Raw genomic sequence first — 16,601 nt, 5'->3', positions numbered from 1 at the left:
CTCCACTGTTGTCTTTCGACGCTATTGCCCTAAAGCAAAATGGCAGAGCCAAGCGCCCTGCCAAATTTAGGGGTGCATGAGTCTAAAGAGACTCACTGCCCCAGTCAAGACGAAGCCCCGGACGATCGCTCGACCGGGGCTTGCCTTATCAGCTGCCGCTGGAGTTCAGCGCCTCGGTCAGCGCCGCTTCCACTTCGCTGGCGCTCACGCGCTGCGGCTTGTCGGCGTCACGCTTGCGCTTGCGCTCGCTGTGGTAGGCCAGACCGGTACCGGCCGGGATCAGACGACCCACCACGACGTTCTCCTTCAGGCCGCGCAGGTAGTCGCGCTTGCCGGTCACGGCCGCTTCGGTCAGCACGCGGGTGGTTTCCTGGAAGGAAGCCGCGGAGATGAACGACTCGGTGGACAGCGAGGCCTTGGTGATACCCAGCAGGACGCGCTCGAACTTGGCGATGAACTTGTCTTCGCTCGCCAGCTGCTCGTTCTCCTCCAACACCTGGGTCAGCTCCATCTGGTCGCCCTTGATGAAGCTGGAGTCGCCGGACTCGGTGATCTCGACCTTGCGCAGCATCTGACGCAGGATGGTCTCGATGTGCTTGTCGTTGATCTTCACGCCCTGCAGGCGGTACACGTCCTGGATCTCGTTGACGATGTACTTGGCCAGCGCGCTGACACCCAGCAGGCGCAGGATGTCGTGCGGGTTGCTCGGGCCGTCGGAGATCACTTCGCCCTTGTTGACCTGCTCACCCTCGAACACGTTCAGGTGGCGCCACTTCGGAATCAGCTCCTCGTACGGATCGCTGCCATCGGTCGGAGTGATGACCAGACGGCGCTTGCCCTTGGTCTCCTTGCCGAAGCTGATGGTGCCGCTGATTTCCGCCAGGATCGACGGCTCCTTCGGACGACGAGCTTCGAACAGGTCGGCCACGCGCGGCAGACCACCGGTGATGTCGCGGGTCTTCGAGGTTTCCTGCGGGATACGGGCGATGACGTCACCGACACCGATCTGCGCACCGTCGGCCACACCGACCAGGGCGTTGGCCGGCAGGAAGTACTGGGCGGGAACGTCGGTACCCGGCAGCAGCAGCTCCTTGCCATTGGCGTCGACCATCTTGATCGCCGGACGGATGTCCTTGCCAGCAGCCGGACGGTCCTTCGGATCGAGGACTTCGATGTTGGTCAGACCGGTCAGTTCGTCGGTCTGGCGCTTGATGGTGATGCCCTCCTCCATGCCGACGAAGGTCACAGTACCCTTCATTTCGGTCACGATCGGGTGGGTGTGCGGGTCCCACTTGGCGACGATGGCGCCAGCTTCGACCTTGTCGCCCTCCTTCACCGAGATCACGGCGCCGTACGGCAGCTTGTAGCGCTCGCGCTCGCGACCGAACTCGTCGGCCACGGCCAGCTCGCCGGAACGCGACACGGCCACCAGGTTGCCGTCGGCACGCTCGACGTGCTTCAGGTTGTGCAGGCGGATCGCGCCGCCGTTCTTCACCTGGACGTTGTCGGCAGCCGAGGTACGCGAAGCCGCACCACCGATGTGGAAGGTACGCATGGTCAGCTGGGTACCCGGCTCACCGATGGACTGGGCGGCGATGACGCCGACCGCTTCACCGATGTTGACCTGGTGACCACGGGCCAGATCGCGGCCGTAGCACTTGGCGCAGATGCCATAGCGGGTTTCGCAGGTGATCGGCGAACGCACGACCACTTCGTCGATGCTGTTGCGCTCGATGAACTCGACCCACTTCTCGTCGACCAGGGTGCCGGCCGGGACGATGATCTCGTCGCTGCCCGGCTTCGGCACGTCCTTGGCGATCACACGGCCGAGGACGCGCTCACCCAGCGGCTCGACCACGTCGCCGCCTTCGATGTGCGGAGTCATCAGCAGACCGTGTTCAGTGCCGCAGTCGACTTCGGTCACCACCAGGTCCTGGGCCACGTCGACCAGACGACGGGTCAGGTAACCGGAGTTCGCGGTCTTCAGTGCGGTATCCGCCAGACCCTTACGCGCACCGTGAGTGGAGATGAAGTACTGCAGTACGTTCAGGCCTTCACGGAAGTTCGCGGTGATCGGGGTCTCGATGATGGAGCCGTCCGGCTTGGCCATCAGGCCACGCATACCGGCCAGCTGACGAATCTGGGCGGCGCTACCACGCGCACCGGAGTCCGCCATCATGTACATGGAGTTGAAGGACTCCTGCTCGACTTCCTTGCCCTCGCGGTCGATGACCTTCTCTTTCGAGAGGTTGGCCATCATCGCCTTGGACACTTCGTCGTTGGCCTTGGACCAGAGGTCGATCACCTTGTTGTACTTCTCGCCCTGGGTTACCAGGCCGGAGGCGTACTGCGATTCGATTTCCTTCACTTCCTCGGTGGCGGCGTCGATGATGCGCGCCTTCTCGTCCGGGATGACGAAGTCGTTCACGCCGATCGACACACCGGAGATGGTCGAGTAGGCGAAGCCGGTGTACATCAGCTGGTCGGCGAAGATCACGGTGTCCTTCAGACCAACGGTGCGGTAGCACTGGTTGATCAGCTTGGAGATCGCCTTCTTCTTCATCGACTGGTTGACCACGTCATAGGACAGGCCGGCCGGCACGATCTGGAACAGCAGCGCGCGGCCGACGGTGGTGTCGACGATGCGGGTGTTCTTGACCAGGCTGCCGTCCTTCTGCTTGACGGTCTCGTTGATGCGCACCTTGACCTTGGCGTGCAGCGAGGCTTCGCCGGCGCGGAACACGCGGTCGACTTCCTGCAGGTCGGCGAACACGCGACCTTCGCCCTTGGCGTTCACCGCTTCGCGGGTCATGTAGTACAGACCCAGAACCACGTCCTGGGACGGCACGATGATCGGCTCGCCGTTGGCGGGCGACAGCACGTTGTTGGTCGACATCATCAGCGCGCGGGCTTCCAGCTGGGCCTCGAGGGTCAGCGGAACGTGCACGGCCATCTGGTCACCGTCGAAGTCGGCGTTGTACGCGGCGCAGACCAGCGGGTGCAGCTGGATGGCTTTACCTTCGATCAGTACCGGTTCGAACGCCTGGATACCCAGACGGTGCAGGGTCGGTGCGCGGTTGAGCAGCACGGGATGTTCGCGGATGACTTCGGCGAGAACGTCCCAGACCTCGGGCAGTTCGCGCTCGACCATCTTCTTGGCCGCCTTGATGGTGGTGGCCATGCCACGGGCTTCGAGCTTGCCGAAAATGAACGGCTTGAACAGCTCGAGGGCCATCTTCTTCGGCAGACCGCACTGGTGCAGGCGCAGGGTCGGGCCCACGGTGATCACGGAACGACCGGAGTAGTCCACGCGCTTACCGAGCAGGTTCTGACGGAAGCGACCTTGCTTACCTTTGATCATGTCGGCCAGCGACTTCAGCGGACGCTTGTTCGAGCCGGTGATGGCGCGACCGCGACGGCCGTTGTCGAGCAGGGCGTCGACCGCTTCCTGCAGCATGCGCTTTTCGTTGCGCACGATGATGTCCGGCGCGGCCAGGTCGAGCAGGCGCTTCAGACGGTTGTTACGGTTGATCACGCGACGGTACAGATCGTTCAGATCGGAAGTCGCGAAGCGGCCGCCATCCAGCGGAACCAGCGGACGCAGGTCCGGCGGCAGTACCGGCAGAACGGTCAGGACCATCCACTCCGGGTGGTTGCCGGAGTCCTTGAAGGCTTCCATCAGCTTCAGGCGCTTGGACAGCTTCTTGATCTTGGTCTCGGAGTTGGTCTGCGGGATTTCTTCGCGCAGGCGGCCGATCTCGTGATCCAGGTCGATGGCGTTGAGCAGCTCGCGCACGGCCTCTGCGCCCATGCGCGCATCGAAGTCGTCACCGAACTCTTCGAGGGCTTCGAAGTACTGCTCGTCGTTCAGCAGCTGGCCCTTCTCCAGGGTGGTCATGCCCGGGTCGATCACCACGTAGCTCTCGAAATAGAGCACGCGCTCGATGTCACGCAGGGTCATGTCCAGCAGCAGGCCGATACGGGACGGCAGGGACTTCAGGAACCAGATGTGGGCGACCGGCGAGGCCAGTTCGATGTGCGCCATGCGCTCACGACGGACCTTGGCCAGGGCCACTTCCACGCCGCACTTCTCGCAGATCACGCCGCGGTGCTTGAGGCGCTTGTACTTACCGCACAGGCACTCGTAGTCCTTCACCGGGCCGAAGATCTTGGCGCAGAACAGGCCATCGCGCTCCGGCTTGAAGGTACGGTAGTTGATGGTCTCCGGCTTCTTCACTTCACCGAAGGACCAGGAACGGATCATCTCGGGCGAGGCCAGGCCAATACGGATGGCATCGAACTCTTCGATTTGACCCTGGTTTTTCAACAGATTCAGCAAGTCTTTCAAGGCCTTTCCTCCTCACAGACTTGCTGCGGCCGGCGATGCGGCCGCAGCAAGGCGTGTTATTCGGTTTCCAGTTCGATGTCGATACCGAGCGAGCGGATCTCTTTGATCAGCACGTTGAAGGACTCGGGCATGCCGGCCTCCATGCGGTGATCGCCGTCCACGATGTTCTTGTACATCTTGGTCCGGCCGTTCACGTCGTCCGACTTCACGGTCAGCATTTCCTGCAGGGTGTAGGCGGCGCCGTAGGCTTCCAGCGCCCAGACCTCCATCTCACCGAAGCGCTGACCACCGAACTGCGCCTTACCACCCAGCGGCTGCTGGGTAACCAGGCTGTAGGAACCGGTGGAACGGGCGTGCATCTTGTCGTCGACCAGGTGGTTCAGCTTGAGCATGTACATGTAGCCGACGGTAGTCGGACGCTCGAACTGGTTACCGGTACGACCGTCGAACAGGCGCATCTGGCCGCTTTCCGGCAGATCGGCCAGCTTCAGCATGGCCTTGATCTCGGTTTCCTTGGCACCGTCGAACACGGCGGTAGCCATCGGCACGCCGCCTTTCAGGTTCTTCGCCAGCTCGAGAATCTCGGCGTCGGAGAACTCGTCGAGGTTTTCCTGACGGCCACCGATCTCGTTGTAGATCTCGTTGAGGAACTTGCGCAGCTCGGCGATCTTGCGCTGCTCTTCGAGCATGCGGTTGATCTTCTCGCCCAGGCCCTTGGCCGCCAGGCCCAGGTGGGTTTCGAGGATCTGCCCGACGTTCATACGCGAAGGTACGCCCAGCGGGTTCAGCACGATGTCGACCGGAGTACCGTTGGCGTCGTGCGGCATGTCTTCGACCGGCATGATCACCGAGACCACACCCTTGTTACCGTGACGGCCGGCCATCTTGTCGCCCGGCTGGATGCGGCGCTTGATGGCCAGGTAGACCTTGACGATCTTCAGTACACCCGGCGCCAGGTCGTCGCCCTGCTGCAGCTTGCGCTTCTTGTCTTCGAACTTGTCGTCGAGCATCTGGCGACGGTCGCTGATGTAGGCCTGGGCCTTCTCCAGCTGCTCGTTGAGAGCGTCGTCGGCCATGCGCAGCTTGAACCACTGGCCGCGCTCGAGGCCGTCCAGGTACTCGTCGGTGATCACGGCACCCTTCTTCAGGCCGGCGCCGCCTTCGGCCTTGGCACCGACCAGGGCGGAACGCAGACGCTCGAAGGTGGCGCCTTCGACGATGCGGAACTCCTCGTTGAGGTCCTTGCGGATCTCGTCGAGCTGCTGCTTCTCGATGGCCAGGGCGCGGCTGTCGCGCTCCACGCCGTCACGGGTGAACACCTGCACGTCGATGACGGTGCCCTTGGTGCCGGTCGGCACGCGCAGGGAGGTGTCCTTCACGTCGGACGCCTTCTCACCGAAGATCGCACGCAGCAGCTTCTCTTCCGGAGTCAGCTGGGTCTCGCCCTTCGGGGTGACCTTGCCAACCAGGATGTCGCCGGCCATGACTTCGGCACCGACGTAGACGATACCGGCCTCGTCCAGCTTGTTCAGCGCGGCTTCACCGACGTTCGGGATGTCCGCGGTGATTTCCTCTGGACCGAGCTTGGTGTCACGCGCCACACAGGTCAGTTCCTGGATGTGGATGGTGGTGAAGCGGTCTTCCTGGACCACACGCTCGGACAGGCAGATGGAGTCTTCGAAGTTGAAGCCGTTCCACGGCATGAACGCCACGCGCATGTTCTGGCCCAGCGCCAGTTCACCCATGTCGGTGGACGGGCCGTCGGCCATGATGTCACCGCGCGAAACCACGTCACCCTTGCTCACCAGCGGACGCTGGTTGATGCAGGTGTTCTGGTTGGAGCGGGTGTACTTGGTCAGGTTGTAGATGTCGACGCCGGCTTCGCCAGTTTCGACTTCGTCATCGGCCACACGCACCACGATACGGCTGGCGTCGACCGAGTCGATCACGCCGCCACGACGGGCCACGACGCAGACGCCGGAGTCACGGGCGACGTTGCGCTCCATGCCGGTACCGACCAGGGGCTTGTCGGCACGCAGGGTCGGCACGGCCTGACGCTGCATGTTCGAACCCATGAGTGCACGGTTGGCGTCGTCGTGCTCGAGGAACGGAATCAGCGAGGCAGCGACGGAGACGACCTGCTTCGGCGACACGTCCATCAGGGTGACGTCTTCCGGCGCCTTGACGGTGAACTCGTTGAGGTGACGTACGTTCACCAGCTCGTCGACCAGCTGGCCCTTGGCGTTCATGGTCGCCGAAGCCTGGGCGATCACGTGATCGGCCTCTTCGATGGCGGACAGGAACACGATCTCGTCGGTGACCTGGGTGTCCTTCACCACGCGGTACGGGCTTTCCAGGAAGCCGTACTGGTTGGTGCGGGCATAGGCGGCCAGCGAGTTGATCAGGCCGATGTTCGGACCTTCAGGGGTCTCGATCGGGCACACGCGGCCGTAGTGGGTCGGGTGTACGTCGCGGACTTCGAAGCCGGCGCGCTCGCGGGTCAGACCGCCTGGGCCGAGTGCGGAGACGCGGCGCTTGTGGGTGATCTCGGAGAGCGGGTTGTTCTGGTCCATGAACTGCGAGAGCTGGCTGGAACCGAAGAACTCTTTCACCGCCGCCGCAACCGGCTTGGCGTTGATCAGGTCCTGCGGCATCAGGCCTTCGCTCTCGGCCATCGACAGACGCTCTTTGACGGCACGCTCGACGCGGACCAGACCGACGCGGAACTGGTTCTCGGCCATCTCGCCGACGCAACGTACGCGACGGTTACCCAGGTGGTCGATGTCGTCGACGATGCCCTTGCCGTTACGGATGTCGACCAGGGTCTTCAGCACGTCGACGATGTCCTCTTTGGACAGCACGCCGGAGCCTTCGATCTCGGTGCGACCGATACGACGGTTGAACTTCATGCGGCCGACGGCGGACAGGTCGTAACGCTCGGCGCTGAAGAACAGGTTGTTGAACAGGGTCTCGGCGGCATCCTTGGTCGGCGGCTCGCCCGGACGCATCATGCGGTAGATCTCGACCAGGGCTTCCAGCTGGTTGCCGGTGGAGTCGATCTTCAGGGTGTCGGAGATGAACGGACCGCAGTCGATGTCGTTGGTGTACAGGGTCTCGATGCGGACCACCTGGGCCTTGACGATCTTGGCCAGCAGGTCGACGGTCAGCTCGGTGTTGCACTCGGCAACGATCTCGCCGGTGGCCGGATGGACGATGGCCTTGGCGGTGGTGCGACCCAGCACGTAGTCGAGCGGAACTTCCAGCTCCTTGATGCCGGCCTTGTCGATCTGGTTGATGTGGCGCGCGGTGATACGGCGGCCCTGCTCAACGATGACCTTGCCCTTCTCGTCCTTGATGTCGAACGCGGCGATCTCGCCACGCAGACGCGACGGCACCAGTTCCAGGCTGAGGTTCTCGCCCTTCACGTGGAACACGTTGGTGGCATAGAAGGTGTCCAGCACTTCCTCGGTGCTGTAGCCCAGGGCGCGCAGCAGGACGGAGGCCGGCAGCTTGCGGCGACGGTCGATACGGACGAACACGCAGTCCTTCGGGTCGAACTCGAAGTCCAGCCAGGAGCCGCGGTAGGGGATGATGCGCGCGGAGTACAGCAGCTTGCCGGAGCTGTGGGTCTTGCCACGGTCGTGGTCGAAGAACACACCCGGGGAGCGGTGCAGCTGGGAAACGATCACACGCTCGGTACCGTTGATGATGAAGGTACCGTTCTCGGTCATGAGCGGAATTTCGCCCATGTACACTTCTTGCTCTTTGATGTCCTTGATCGCCTTGTTCGACGATTCTTTGTCGAAAATGATCAGACGGACTTTAACGCGCAGCGGCACGGCGAAGGTCACGCCACGCAGAACGCACTCTTTGACGTCGAACGCGGGCTCACCCAGGCGGTAGCCGACGTATTCCAGAGCGGCGTTGCCGGAGTAGCTGATGATCGGGAATACGGACTTGAAGGCCGCATGCAGGCCAACGTCGCGGAACTGCTCCTTGCTCACTCCTTGCTGCAGGAATTCGCGATACGAATCCAGCTGGATGGCCAGGAGATAAGGCACATCCATCACGTCCGGCAACTTGCTAAAGTCCTTGCGGATACGTTTTTTCTCAGTGTATGAGTAAGCCATCAGCGTTCCCCAGCTTGGTCACCTGCTTGTTTGGTCGCTGCCGACGGCAACAACCAGAAAATCGTGCAAACCCCTCGGTTTGCGCCGCCCTCGGGCGGGGTTTCCACGCCATGGGCAGCGGCTTTCGGCCAGCTGCCCATAACGGAAAAAGGCCGGTGGCATTTGCCACCAGCCATCAGCCTTTCGCTCAAAGCTCGGGCTGTAGACGCAAGGTCGTCGCTTACTTGAGCTCGACTTTGGCGCCAGCTTCTTCCAGCTTCTTCTTGGCGTCTTCGGCAGCTTCCTTGGTCAGGCCTTCGGCAACGACCTGAGGAGCGGTGTCGACTTTCTCTTTGGCTTCTTTCAGACCCAGACCGGTCAGTTCGCGAACGACCTTGATCACGTTCACTTTCTTGTCGCCGGCTTCGGCCAGAACGACGTTGAACTCGGTCTGCTCTTCAGCAGCGGCAGCAGCAACAGCCGGGCCAGCGGCAACTGCGGCAGCGGCGGTTACGCCGAACTTCTCTTCCATCGCCTTGATCAGTTCAACGATCTGCATGACGGACATTTCGGATACGGCGTTGATGATGTCTTCGTTGGTCAGAGCCATGACTCTAATTCCTGTATTGGGGTGACAGCCTTCGCGGCCATCGAATTAAACAAATTAACGGGAAAGGGACGTCGCGCCTGAATCAGGCGGCAGCGCCTTCTTTCTGGTCGCGAATAGCCGCCAGAGTACGAGCCAGCTTGCTGGTGGCGCCCTGAATCACGCTCATCAGCTGGGCAACGGCTTCGTTGTAGGTCGGCAGAGTTGCCAGTACGTCGATCTGATTAGCTGCGAGGAATTGACCCTCGAACGCAGCTGCCTTGATCTCGAACTTGTCCTGACCCTTGGCGAACTCCTTGAAGATACGGGCGGCAGCGCCCGGATGCTCGTTGGAGAAAGCGATGAGGGTCGGGCCTTTGAACACGTCGCTGAGCACGTCGAACTGAGTGCCTTCAACGGCGCGCTTGAGCAGGGTGTTACGCACGACACGCACGTATACGCCAGCTTCGCGGGCCTCTTTACGGAGTCCGGTCATTGCGCCGACGGTCACGCCACGGGCATCAGCCACGACAGCGGACAGACCGGCTTTGGCAGCCTCGTTGACTTCAGCGACGATGGCCTTCTTGTCTTCGAGTTTAATTGCCACGGGTTTACTCCTGGATGTTACCGTTTCGTCGGCCCTGGGGCTGACGTCGTTTTGGTGTCTGATTCGGTAGAATCGGGAGCACCATCTGCGTAGGCTTGAGAACGTCCTGGTTTAAGGCTTGCGCCGCCTACGGTCTTGGATAGCCCCCGCCAGGCAGGGACCCCAATCTTGCGGGCCGGCGGACGTAACCGCCGGCCTTGTCACTTACGCTTCCAGAGAAGCCTGATCGATCACCAGACCCGGACCCATGGTGGTGCTCAGGGTCACGCGCTTGACGTAGATACCTTTGGAGGTCGACGGCTTCAGGCGCTTCAGGTCGGTCAGCAGGGCTTCCACGTTCTGCTTCAGCGCGGCGGCGTCGAAGCCGACCTTGCCGACGGAGGTGTGGATGATGCCGTTCTTGTCGGTACGGAAACGTACCTGACCGGCCTTGGCGTTCTTCACGGCAGTGGCCACGTCCGGAGTCACGGTACCGACCTTCGGGTTCGGCATCAGGCCACGCGGGCCGAGAACCTGGCCCAGCTGGCCGACGACACGCATGGCGTCCGGGGAAGCGATGACCACGTCGTAGTTCAGATCGCCAGCCTTCATCTCGGCGGCCAAGTCATCCATGCCGACCTTGTCGGCACCGGCGGCCAGAGCGGCTTCGGCGCCCGGACCCTGGGTGAACACGGCAACGCGGACGGTCTTGCCAGTGCCGTTCGGCAGCACGGTGGCGCCACGCACGACCTGGTCGGATTTACGCGGATCCACACCCAGGTTCACGGCGATGTCGAAGGACTCGGTGAACTTGACGGTGGACAGCTCGGCCAGCAGCTTGGCGGCCTCTTCGAAGTTGTAAGCCTTGCCGGCTTCGACTTTCTCGGCGATTGCCTTCTGGCGCTTGGTCAGCTTAGCCATTACACACCCTCCACGTTGAGGCCCATGCTACGCGCGGAGCCGGCGATGGTACGCACGGCCGCATCCAGGTCAGCTGCGGTCAGATCGGCCTGCTTGGCCTTGGCGATCTCTTCCAGCTGAGCACGGGTAACGGTGCCCACTTTGACGGTGTTCGGACGAGCGGAACCGCTGGTCAGGCCGGCAGCCTTCTTCAGCAGCACCGAAGCCGGGGTGCTTTTGGTTTCAAAGGTGAAGCTGCGGTCGCTGTAAACGGTGATGATCACAGGAGTCGGCAGACCAGGTTCCATGCCCTGGGTCTTGGCGTTGAACGCCTTGCAGAATTCCATGATGTTCACGCCGTGCTGACCCAGAGCGGGACCGACGGGCGGCGACGGGTTGGCCTGGCCGGCCTTCACTTGCAGCTTGATGTAAGCCTGAATCTTCTTAGCCATGAGCTACTCCAATATCGGGTCAGACGCCTCGGCAAGGCTCCCCGGTTAGTACGCATTTATCCCAGTGACGACAAAACCCCGCAGCCTATGGCTGCGGGGTACGGGATGCATTGTCCAGTTATGCCTTCTCGACCTGACTGAACTCCAGCTCCACCGGCGTGGAGCGACCGAAAATGAGCACGGCCACTTGGATCCGGCTCTTCTCGTAGTTAACTTCTTCGACGACGCCATTGAAGTCGGCAAACGGACCGTCGATGACGCGGACGGTTTCGCCCGGCTCGAACAGGGTCTTCGGCTTCGGCTTGTCACCACTGTCGGCAACCCGACGCAGGATGGCATCAGCCTCTTTCTCGGTAATCGGCGCCGGCTTGTCGGCAGTACCACCAATGAAGCCCATGACGCGCGGCGTATCCTTGATCAGGTGCCAGGTCGCCTCGTTCATTTCCATCTGCACCAGCACATAGCCAGGGAAGAACTTGCGCTCGCTCTTGCGTTTCTGGCCGTTACGCATCTCCACCACTTCTTCGGTGGGGACCAGAATTTCGCCGAACTCGTCTTCCATGCCAGCCAGCTTGACGCGCTCGATCAACGAGCGCATGACATGCTTCTCGTAACCCGAGTAAGCATGCACAACGTACCAACGCTTAGCCACGGGACACCCTTAACCGACAATCAACGAAACAAGCCAGCCCAGCAGGCTGTCCAGGCCCCAGAGGACCAGCGACATCACCAGCACCACGGCGACCACGATCAGCGTGGTCTGGGTGGTCTCCTGGCGCGTCGGCCAGACAACCTTGCGGATCTCGATGCGCGCCTCTTTTGCCAGAGCAAAGAACGCCTGACCTTTCGCGGTCTGCAGCGCGACGAAGCCGACCACTACGGCCAGCGCCAGCAGAGCCAGCACGCGATACAGAAGCGGTTCAGCCGAGAAGTACTGATTGCCGACAACACCTGCGACGACCAGAGCAGCTGCAGCGAGCCACTTCAGCGCGTCAAAGCGGGAGTTTTGAGCTTCAGCTTTGGCATTCATGAGAAAACCCTGTTGAAAGAAACGCCAGATCCACTTCTAACCAGGAATCTGGCAGGCCAGGAGGGAATCGAACCCCCAACCTGCGGTTTTGGAGACCGCCGCTCTGCCAATTGAGCTACTGGCCTAAAATCGAAGTAAGGCCGACCATTATGCCGGCCTTACCGAGTCAGATCAACCGATTACTCGATGACCTTGGCAACCACGCCGGCGCCAACGGTACGGCCGCCTTCGCGAATCGCGAAACGCAGGCCGTCGTCCATGGCGATCGGCTTGATCAGGGTGACAACCATCTTGATGTTGTCGCCCGGCATTACCATCTCAACGCCTTCCGGCAGCTCGCACGAACCAGTCACGTCGGTGGTACGGAAGTAGAACTGCGGACGGTAGCCCTTGAAGAACGGGGTGTGACGACCACCTTCTTCCTTGGACAGCACGTACACTTCGGCTTCGAACTTGGTGTGCGGCTTGATGGTGCCCGGCTTGGCCAGAACCTGGCCACGCTCGACTTCATCACGCTTGGTGCCGCGCAGCAGCACGCCGCAGTTCTCGCCGGCACGACCTTCGTCGAGCAGCTTGCGGAACATTTCCACGCCGGTGCAGGTGGTCTTGGTGGTCGGACGCAGACCGACGATCTCGATCTCTTCCTGAACCTTGACGATACCGCGCTCGACACGACCGGTAACCACGGTGCCGCGACCGGAGATCGAGAACACGTCTTCGATCGGCATCAGGAACGGCATGTCGATGGCACGAACCGGCTCCGGAATGTAGGAGTCCAGGGTCTCGACCAGCTTCTTGACAGCGGTGGTACCCATCTCGTTGTCGTCCTGGCCGTTCAGAGCCATCAGAGCGGAACCGATGACGATCGGGGTGTCATCACCCGGGAAGTCATAGGTGCTCAGCAGGTCGCGAACTTCCATCTCGACCAGCTCCAGCAGCTCGGCATCGTCAACCATGTCGGCCTTGTTCAGGAACACGACGATGTAGGGAACACCTACCTGGCGGGACAGCAGAATGTGCTCGCGGGTCTGCGGCATGGGGCCGTCGGCAGCCGAGCAAACCAGGATCGCGCCGTCCATCTGGGCAGCACCGGTGATCATGTTCTTCACGTAGTCGGCGTGGCCCGGGCAGTCAACGTGCGCGTAGTGACGCACGGCCGAGTCGTACTCAACGTGAGCGGTGTTGATGGTGATACCACGAGCCTTCTCTTCCGGAGCCGAGTCGATCTTGTCGAACTCGACCTTGGCCGAACCGAACACTTCGGAGCAGACGCGGGTCAGAGCAGCGGTCAGAGTGGTTTTACCGTGGTCAACGTGACCGATGGTGCCAACGTTGACGTGCGGTTTGTTACGCTCGAATTTTTCCTTAGCCATCTGACTCGTCTCCGAACAAGGAATTGAGAACTGACACTGCCATTAAAACAAAGGCAGATATCTGCATATCTGCCTTTGTTGAAGTGGAGCTCATGAGCGGATTTGAACCGCTGACCTCACCCTTACCAAGGGTGTGCTCTACCAGCTGAGCTACATGAGCGAAACACTTTGCACGAACAACAAACTTGGAGCGGGCAGCGGGAATCGAACCCGCATCATCAGCTTGGAAGGCTGAGGTTCTACCACTGAACTATGCCCGCGGAGCCTGCAGCTCACGCTTTAATCTGGTGGAGGGGGAAGGATTCGAACCTTCGAAGTCTATGACGTCAGATTTACAGTCTGATCCCTTTGGCCGCTCGGGAACCCCTCCAAATGGAGGCGGCATTCTCTTCTCATGCCACCCTACTGTCAAGCAATTTCTCAATAAAAACTTGAGGTTAGCAATGTCTGACAGCAACTCTGCGAATCCACCCCCGCAAAGCGGGCGCCATTCTATGCAAACTATTGGGCAGTTGCAACGTTTTCGCATGGCATTATTTGATGCTGCAGCTCCTTGAAGTCCAAGGCGAGCTGCGGCAGCGCATCATCCGCCAGGCGCCTGCTCTCGGGGGCGATGCGCACCCAGAAACTGCGCTGCGCTCGCGGCAACTCGCGCAGGAGCGGCTCATAGCCCGCATCGCGCAAACGCTGCATGACACTCTCCGCCGAATCACTGCGCGGAAAGATACCCAGAGAAATGCCATTGGCCAGATCCCCCTGGGTGATGATGTAGCTGTCGATCTTGCGCGCCTGCAGCTCCTTGAGCTGACGCAGCGACGCCTGCCGTGATGCAAGGGGAGCCAGGTAGACCCAGTAATCCAGCCCGGCCGCCGCATCGACGGCACGCACCTGCGCCTGAATATCCAGCGCCATCAGACGCTGCTCCACCTGCCGTGCGCCATCCTCCTGCTGGAAACTGCCGAGATACAGACAGGTCTCCCCCTGCGCCACCAGCGAAGGCTGCGGAGCCTCGGGACGAACCTTGGCACGATCCGCGGCATCGAGCAGACGCAACCCCTGCTGCCCGCCCTGATACAGCAGCATGGGCTCGACCTCCTTCACCCTCAGCGGCGCCTGCTGCTGATGCCAGACGTAATAGAAGAGGTTGAGAACCAGTAGAAGCAGAAAGAACCAGCGCATGCTCAGTCTCCAGACAATGGACAGGCCTGCGCCAGCCCCACGAACACCAGGTCAGATACCAGCCTGGCCTGCGGCAGCACCTCGCAAACGAGCCCGGCGTCCCCTCCGGTCAGGTAGATACTGAACTCATCACCCCAGCGCTCTCGAGCGATCTCGACCTGCGTCAGGACAAAGCCGCGCAGCATCAGGGCGCATCCACGCTCGACAGCCTCCACCGTCGAACGCCCCGGTACCAGGCTCTGCAAGGCCTGCATGGCCGCAGCATCGTCATAACGAATGCGCCGGGTATGGGTACGCAGCTGGTTGCGCATCAGCGGCAGCCCCGGGCAGATGAAGCCCCCCAGGTGCTCGCCGTCAGCCGCGACGAAATCGGAAGTCACCGCAGTACCGAGATCCAGGACCAGGCAAGCCCCCCGGGCCAACTGGTAGGCGCCCACCACAGCCAGCCAGCGGTCCAGCCCCAGCCGCGCATACTCGTCATAGCCATTGCGCACCCCGGCCAACACTTGCGCCGGCTGCGCGCACAGCACTCGACAGCCGAACTCGGCGGTCAGTGCCGCGACCAGCGCGGAGGTTTCCGCATCGCTGCGTACACTGACCAACCGACAGCCTTCGAGAACGAGCCCGGCGATAGCACGCAGCACTTGCAGCAGCTCATCGTCGGAGCCGACCACACCGCCGACCGGATCACGACCCAGCAATCGCCATTTGATCAGACTATTCCCGCAGTCCAGCTCAAGAATCATCACGCAACCTCAGGCTAAGCTCGCCACCACTGAACTGCCGCTCCCGCCCCGCCACATCCAGGCGCAATGCCCCCTGGTGATCCACCCCCAGAACGACACCATCGATGCATTGCGGGCCAGCTAACAAGCTGACTTCTCTCCCCTGCCAGAGGTGGCAGGACTCCCACTCCTCGCGCAACGCCGCGAATCCCCCGCGCTCATGCCGCCCCAGGTAATGCCGCAACCACTGCCCCAACGCCAGGGCCAATTCGGTACGCCCGACCAGGCGGCCACAGCGCTCACGCAGCGACGTCCAAGGCTGGTCGATAGCGACGCCGAGCCCTGGCAGCATATTCACGTTCACGCCAATGCCTATCACCACCTGACAAGCACCGGCAGGGTCGCCCGAAAGCTCCAGCAGCACGCCGGCTATCTTGCGCCCCGCCACCAGCAGATCATTGGGCCACTTGAGCCCGGCATCGGTCACCCCAAACTCATGCAGGCTACGCAACACCGCAAGACCCACGGAGAGGCTGAGGCCGTCGAGAGAAAAGACCCCACCCTCCAGACGCAGACCAAGGCTGTAATAGAGATTCTCGGCATAAGGACTCACCCAGGCCCGACCGCGGCGACCACGACCACTCTCCTGTCGCTCCGCCAGGACCAGCAAGGGCGCCGCCTCTCCCGCCGCCAGACGGCGCAGCACTTCGGCATTGGTCGAGTCGAGACTATCAAAGACCAAGGCATTCCAACCGGCATCGCGGGAGGCGGAGACAATCGCCTCCCGATCCAGGAGAGACAGCGGCGACGCAAGGCGATAGCCCCGACCACGCACCCGGTGAATTACCAGACCGAGCTCAGCCTCGAGATGCTCCAGGCGCTTCCATACAGCCGCACGACTCACCCCCAGCAAAGCCCCCAGGGCCTCACCGGAATGAAACTCGCCATCTCGCAGCAGTTGCAGCACTTCGCGCATCTAAATAACGCCCAGGCAAAGAGGCAGGCATCATAACGATGCGGCCCGGAAATGCCTAGAAATGTGACCCCGCGCGGAGCACAAGAGCCGCGCAGACTTGCCACAGAGACAAAAGCCACCGGTGCGGCGGCTTTTTAATGTGCGCGATTCACGCATGCGGCCTGCGCACTTTGCCCTCGGACTGCCGAGAACGCTGTCCTGGAAAGTATTTCGCCCAGAAAGGCCAAACCCCCACCCGCGTGAGCGGATGGGGGTTTGGGGATAGAAGCTTGACGATGACCTACTCTCACATGGGGAAACCCCACACTACCATCGGCGATGCGTCGTTTCACTACTG

The 16,601-nt window shown here is 61.7% G+C and carries 12 protein-coding genes and 4 tRNA genes; all 16 read right to left on the bottom strand.

Annotated features, from left to right (window positions below):
- Positions 1 to 148: 148 nt before the first annotated feature.
- The 16 genes from rpoC to birA all read right to left on the bottom strand — a co-directional run bounded on the left by rpoC (position 149) and on the right by birA (position 16,264).
- Entirely contained in the window at positions 149 to 4,348 is a 4,200-nt protein-coding gene (gene rpoC / locus DMO17_RS15160; protein WP_110683331.1) for a DNA-directed RNA polymerase subunit beta', read from the bottom strand.
- 56 nt (positions 4,349 to 4,404) lie between these two features.
- Positions 4,405 to 8,478, bottom strand: a complete 4,074-nt coding sequence (rpoB, locus tag DMO17_RS15155) for a DNA-directed RNA polymerase subunit beta (RefSeq protein ID WP_110683330.1) — start codon at positions 8,476 to 8,478, stop codon at positions 4,405 to 4,407.
- A 220-nt stretch (positions 8,479 to 8,698) separates the two neighbouring features.
- Entirely contained in the window at positions 8,699 to 9,067 is a 369-nt protein-coding gene (rplL, locus tag DMO17_RS15150; protein ID WP_110683329.1) for a 50S ribosomal protein L7/L12, read from the bottom strand.
- An 82-nt stretch (positions 9,068 to 9,149) separates the two neighbouring features.
- Positions 9,150 to 9,650 (bottom strand): 50S ribosomal protein L10, encoded by a 501-nt coding sequence (gene rplJ, locus DMO17_RS15145; RefSeq protein WP_110683328.1) that lies wholly within the window; start codon positions 9,648 to 9,650, stop codon positions 9,150 to 9,152.
- A 204-nt stretch (positions 9,651 to 9,854) separates the two neighbouring features.
- Positions 9,855 to 10,550, bottom strand: coding sequence for a 50S ribosomal protein L1 (gene rplA, locus DMO17_RS15140; RefSeq protein ID WP_110683327.1), 696 nt, complete (start codon positions 10,548 to 10,550; stop codon positions 9,855 to 9,857).
- Positions 10,550 to 10,981, bottom strand: coding sequence for a 50S ribosomal protein L11 (rplK, locus tag DMO17_RS15135; protein ID WP_110683326.1), 432 nt, complete (start codon positions 10,979 to 10,981; stop codon positions 10,550 to 10,552). Before rplK ends, rplA begins: the two co-directional genes overlap by 1 nt.
- A 118-nt stretch (positions 10,982 to 11,099) precedes the next feature.
- On the bottom strand, positions 11,100 to 11,633 hold the full coding sequence (gene nusG / locus DMO17_RS15130; protein WP_021702718.1) for a transcription termination/antitermination protein NusG: 534 nt from the start codon (positions 11,631 to 11,633) through the stop codon (positions 11,100 to 11,102).
- 9 nt (positions 11,634 to 11,642) lie between these two features.
- A complete protein-coding gene (gene secE, locus DMO17_RS15125; RefSeq protein ID WP_110683325.1) occupies positions 11,643 to 12,011 on the bottom strand; it encodes a preprotein translocase subunit SecE in 369 nt (122 codons plus the stop codon).
- A gap of 49 nt (positions 12,012 to 12,060) precedes the next feature.
- A tRNA-Trp gene (locus DMO17_RS15120) sits at positions 12,061 to 12,136 on the bottom strand.
- Positions 12,137 to 12,190: 54 nt separating this feature from the next.
- Positions 12,191 to 13,384, bottom strand: coding sequence for an elongation factor Tu (gene tuf / locus DMO17_RS15115; protein WP_110683324.1), 1,194 nt, complete (start codon positions 13,382 to 13,384; stop codon positions 12,191 to 12,193).
- Positions 13,385 to 13,468: 84 nt separating this feature from the next.
- Positions 13,469 to 13,544: transfer RNA gene (locus tag DMO17_RS15110), tRNA-Thr, on the bottom strand.
- Positions 13,545 to 13,570: 26 nt separating this feature from the next.
- Positions 13,571 to 13,644: transfer RNA gene (locus tag DMO17_RS15105), tRNA-Gly, on the bottom strand.
- Between the two features lie 25 nt (positions 13,645 to 13,669).
- A tRNA-Tyr gene (locus DMO17_RS15100) sits at positions 13,670 to 13,754 on the bottom strand.
- Between the two features lie 131 nt (positions 13,755 to 13,885).
- Positions 13,886 to 14,563, bottom strand: coding sequence for an SPOR domain-containing protein (locus tag DMO17_RS15095; RefSeq protein ID WP_110683323.1), 678 nt, complete (start codon positions 14,561 to 14,563; stop codon positions 13,886 to 13,888).
- Positions 14,564 to 14,565: 2 nt separating this feature from the next.
- The gene (locus tag DMO17_RS15090; protein WP_110683322.1) at positions 14,566 to 15,309 is read right to left on the bottom strand and encodes a pantothenate kinase; all 744 of its coding nucleotides are present in this window, start codon (positions 15,307 to 15,309) and stop codon (positions 14,566 to 14,568) included.
- Positions 15,299 to 16,264, bottom strand: coding sequence for a bifunctional biotin--[acetyl-CoA-carboxylase] ligase/biotin operon repressor BirA (birA, locus tag DMO17_RS15085; protein WP_110683321.1), 966 nt, complete (start codon positions 16,262 to 16,264; stop codon positions 15,299 to 15,301). The genes DMO17_RS15090 and birA overlap by 11 nt, the downstream gene beginning before the upstream one ends.
- Between the last annotated feature and the right edge of the window lie 337 nt (positions 16,265 to 16,601).

Source organism: Aquipseudomonas alcaligenes (assembly GCF_003205495.1).
In the GTDB taxonomy this organism is placed as follows: domain Bacteria; phylum Pseudomonadota; class Gammaproteobacteria; order Pseudomonadales; family Pseudomonadaceae; genus Aquipseudomonas; species Aquipseudomonas alcaligenes_B.
Note: the sequence above shows the minus strand (reverse complement) of the source record. Positions and strands in the feature narration are given on the sequence as shown.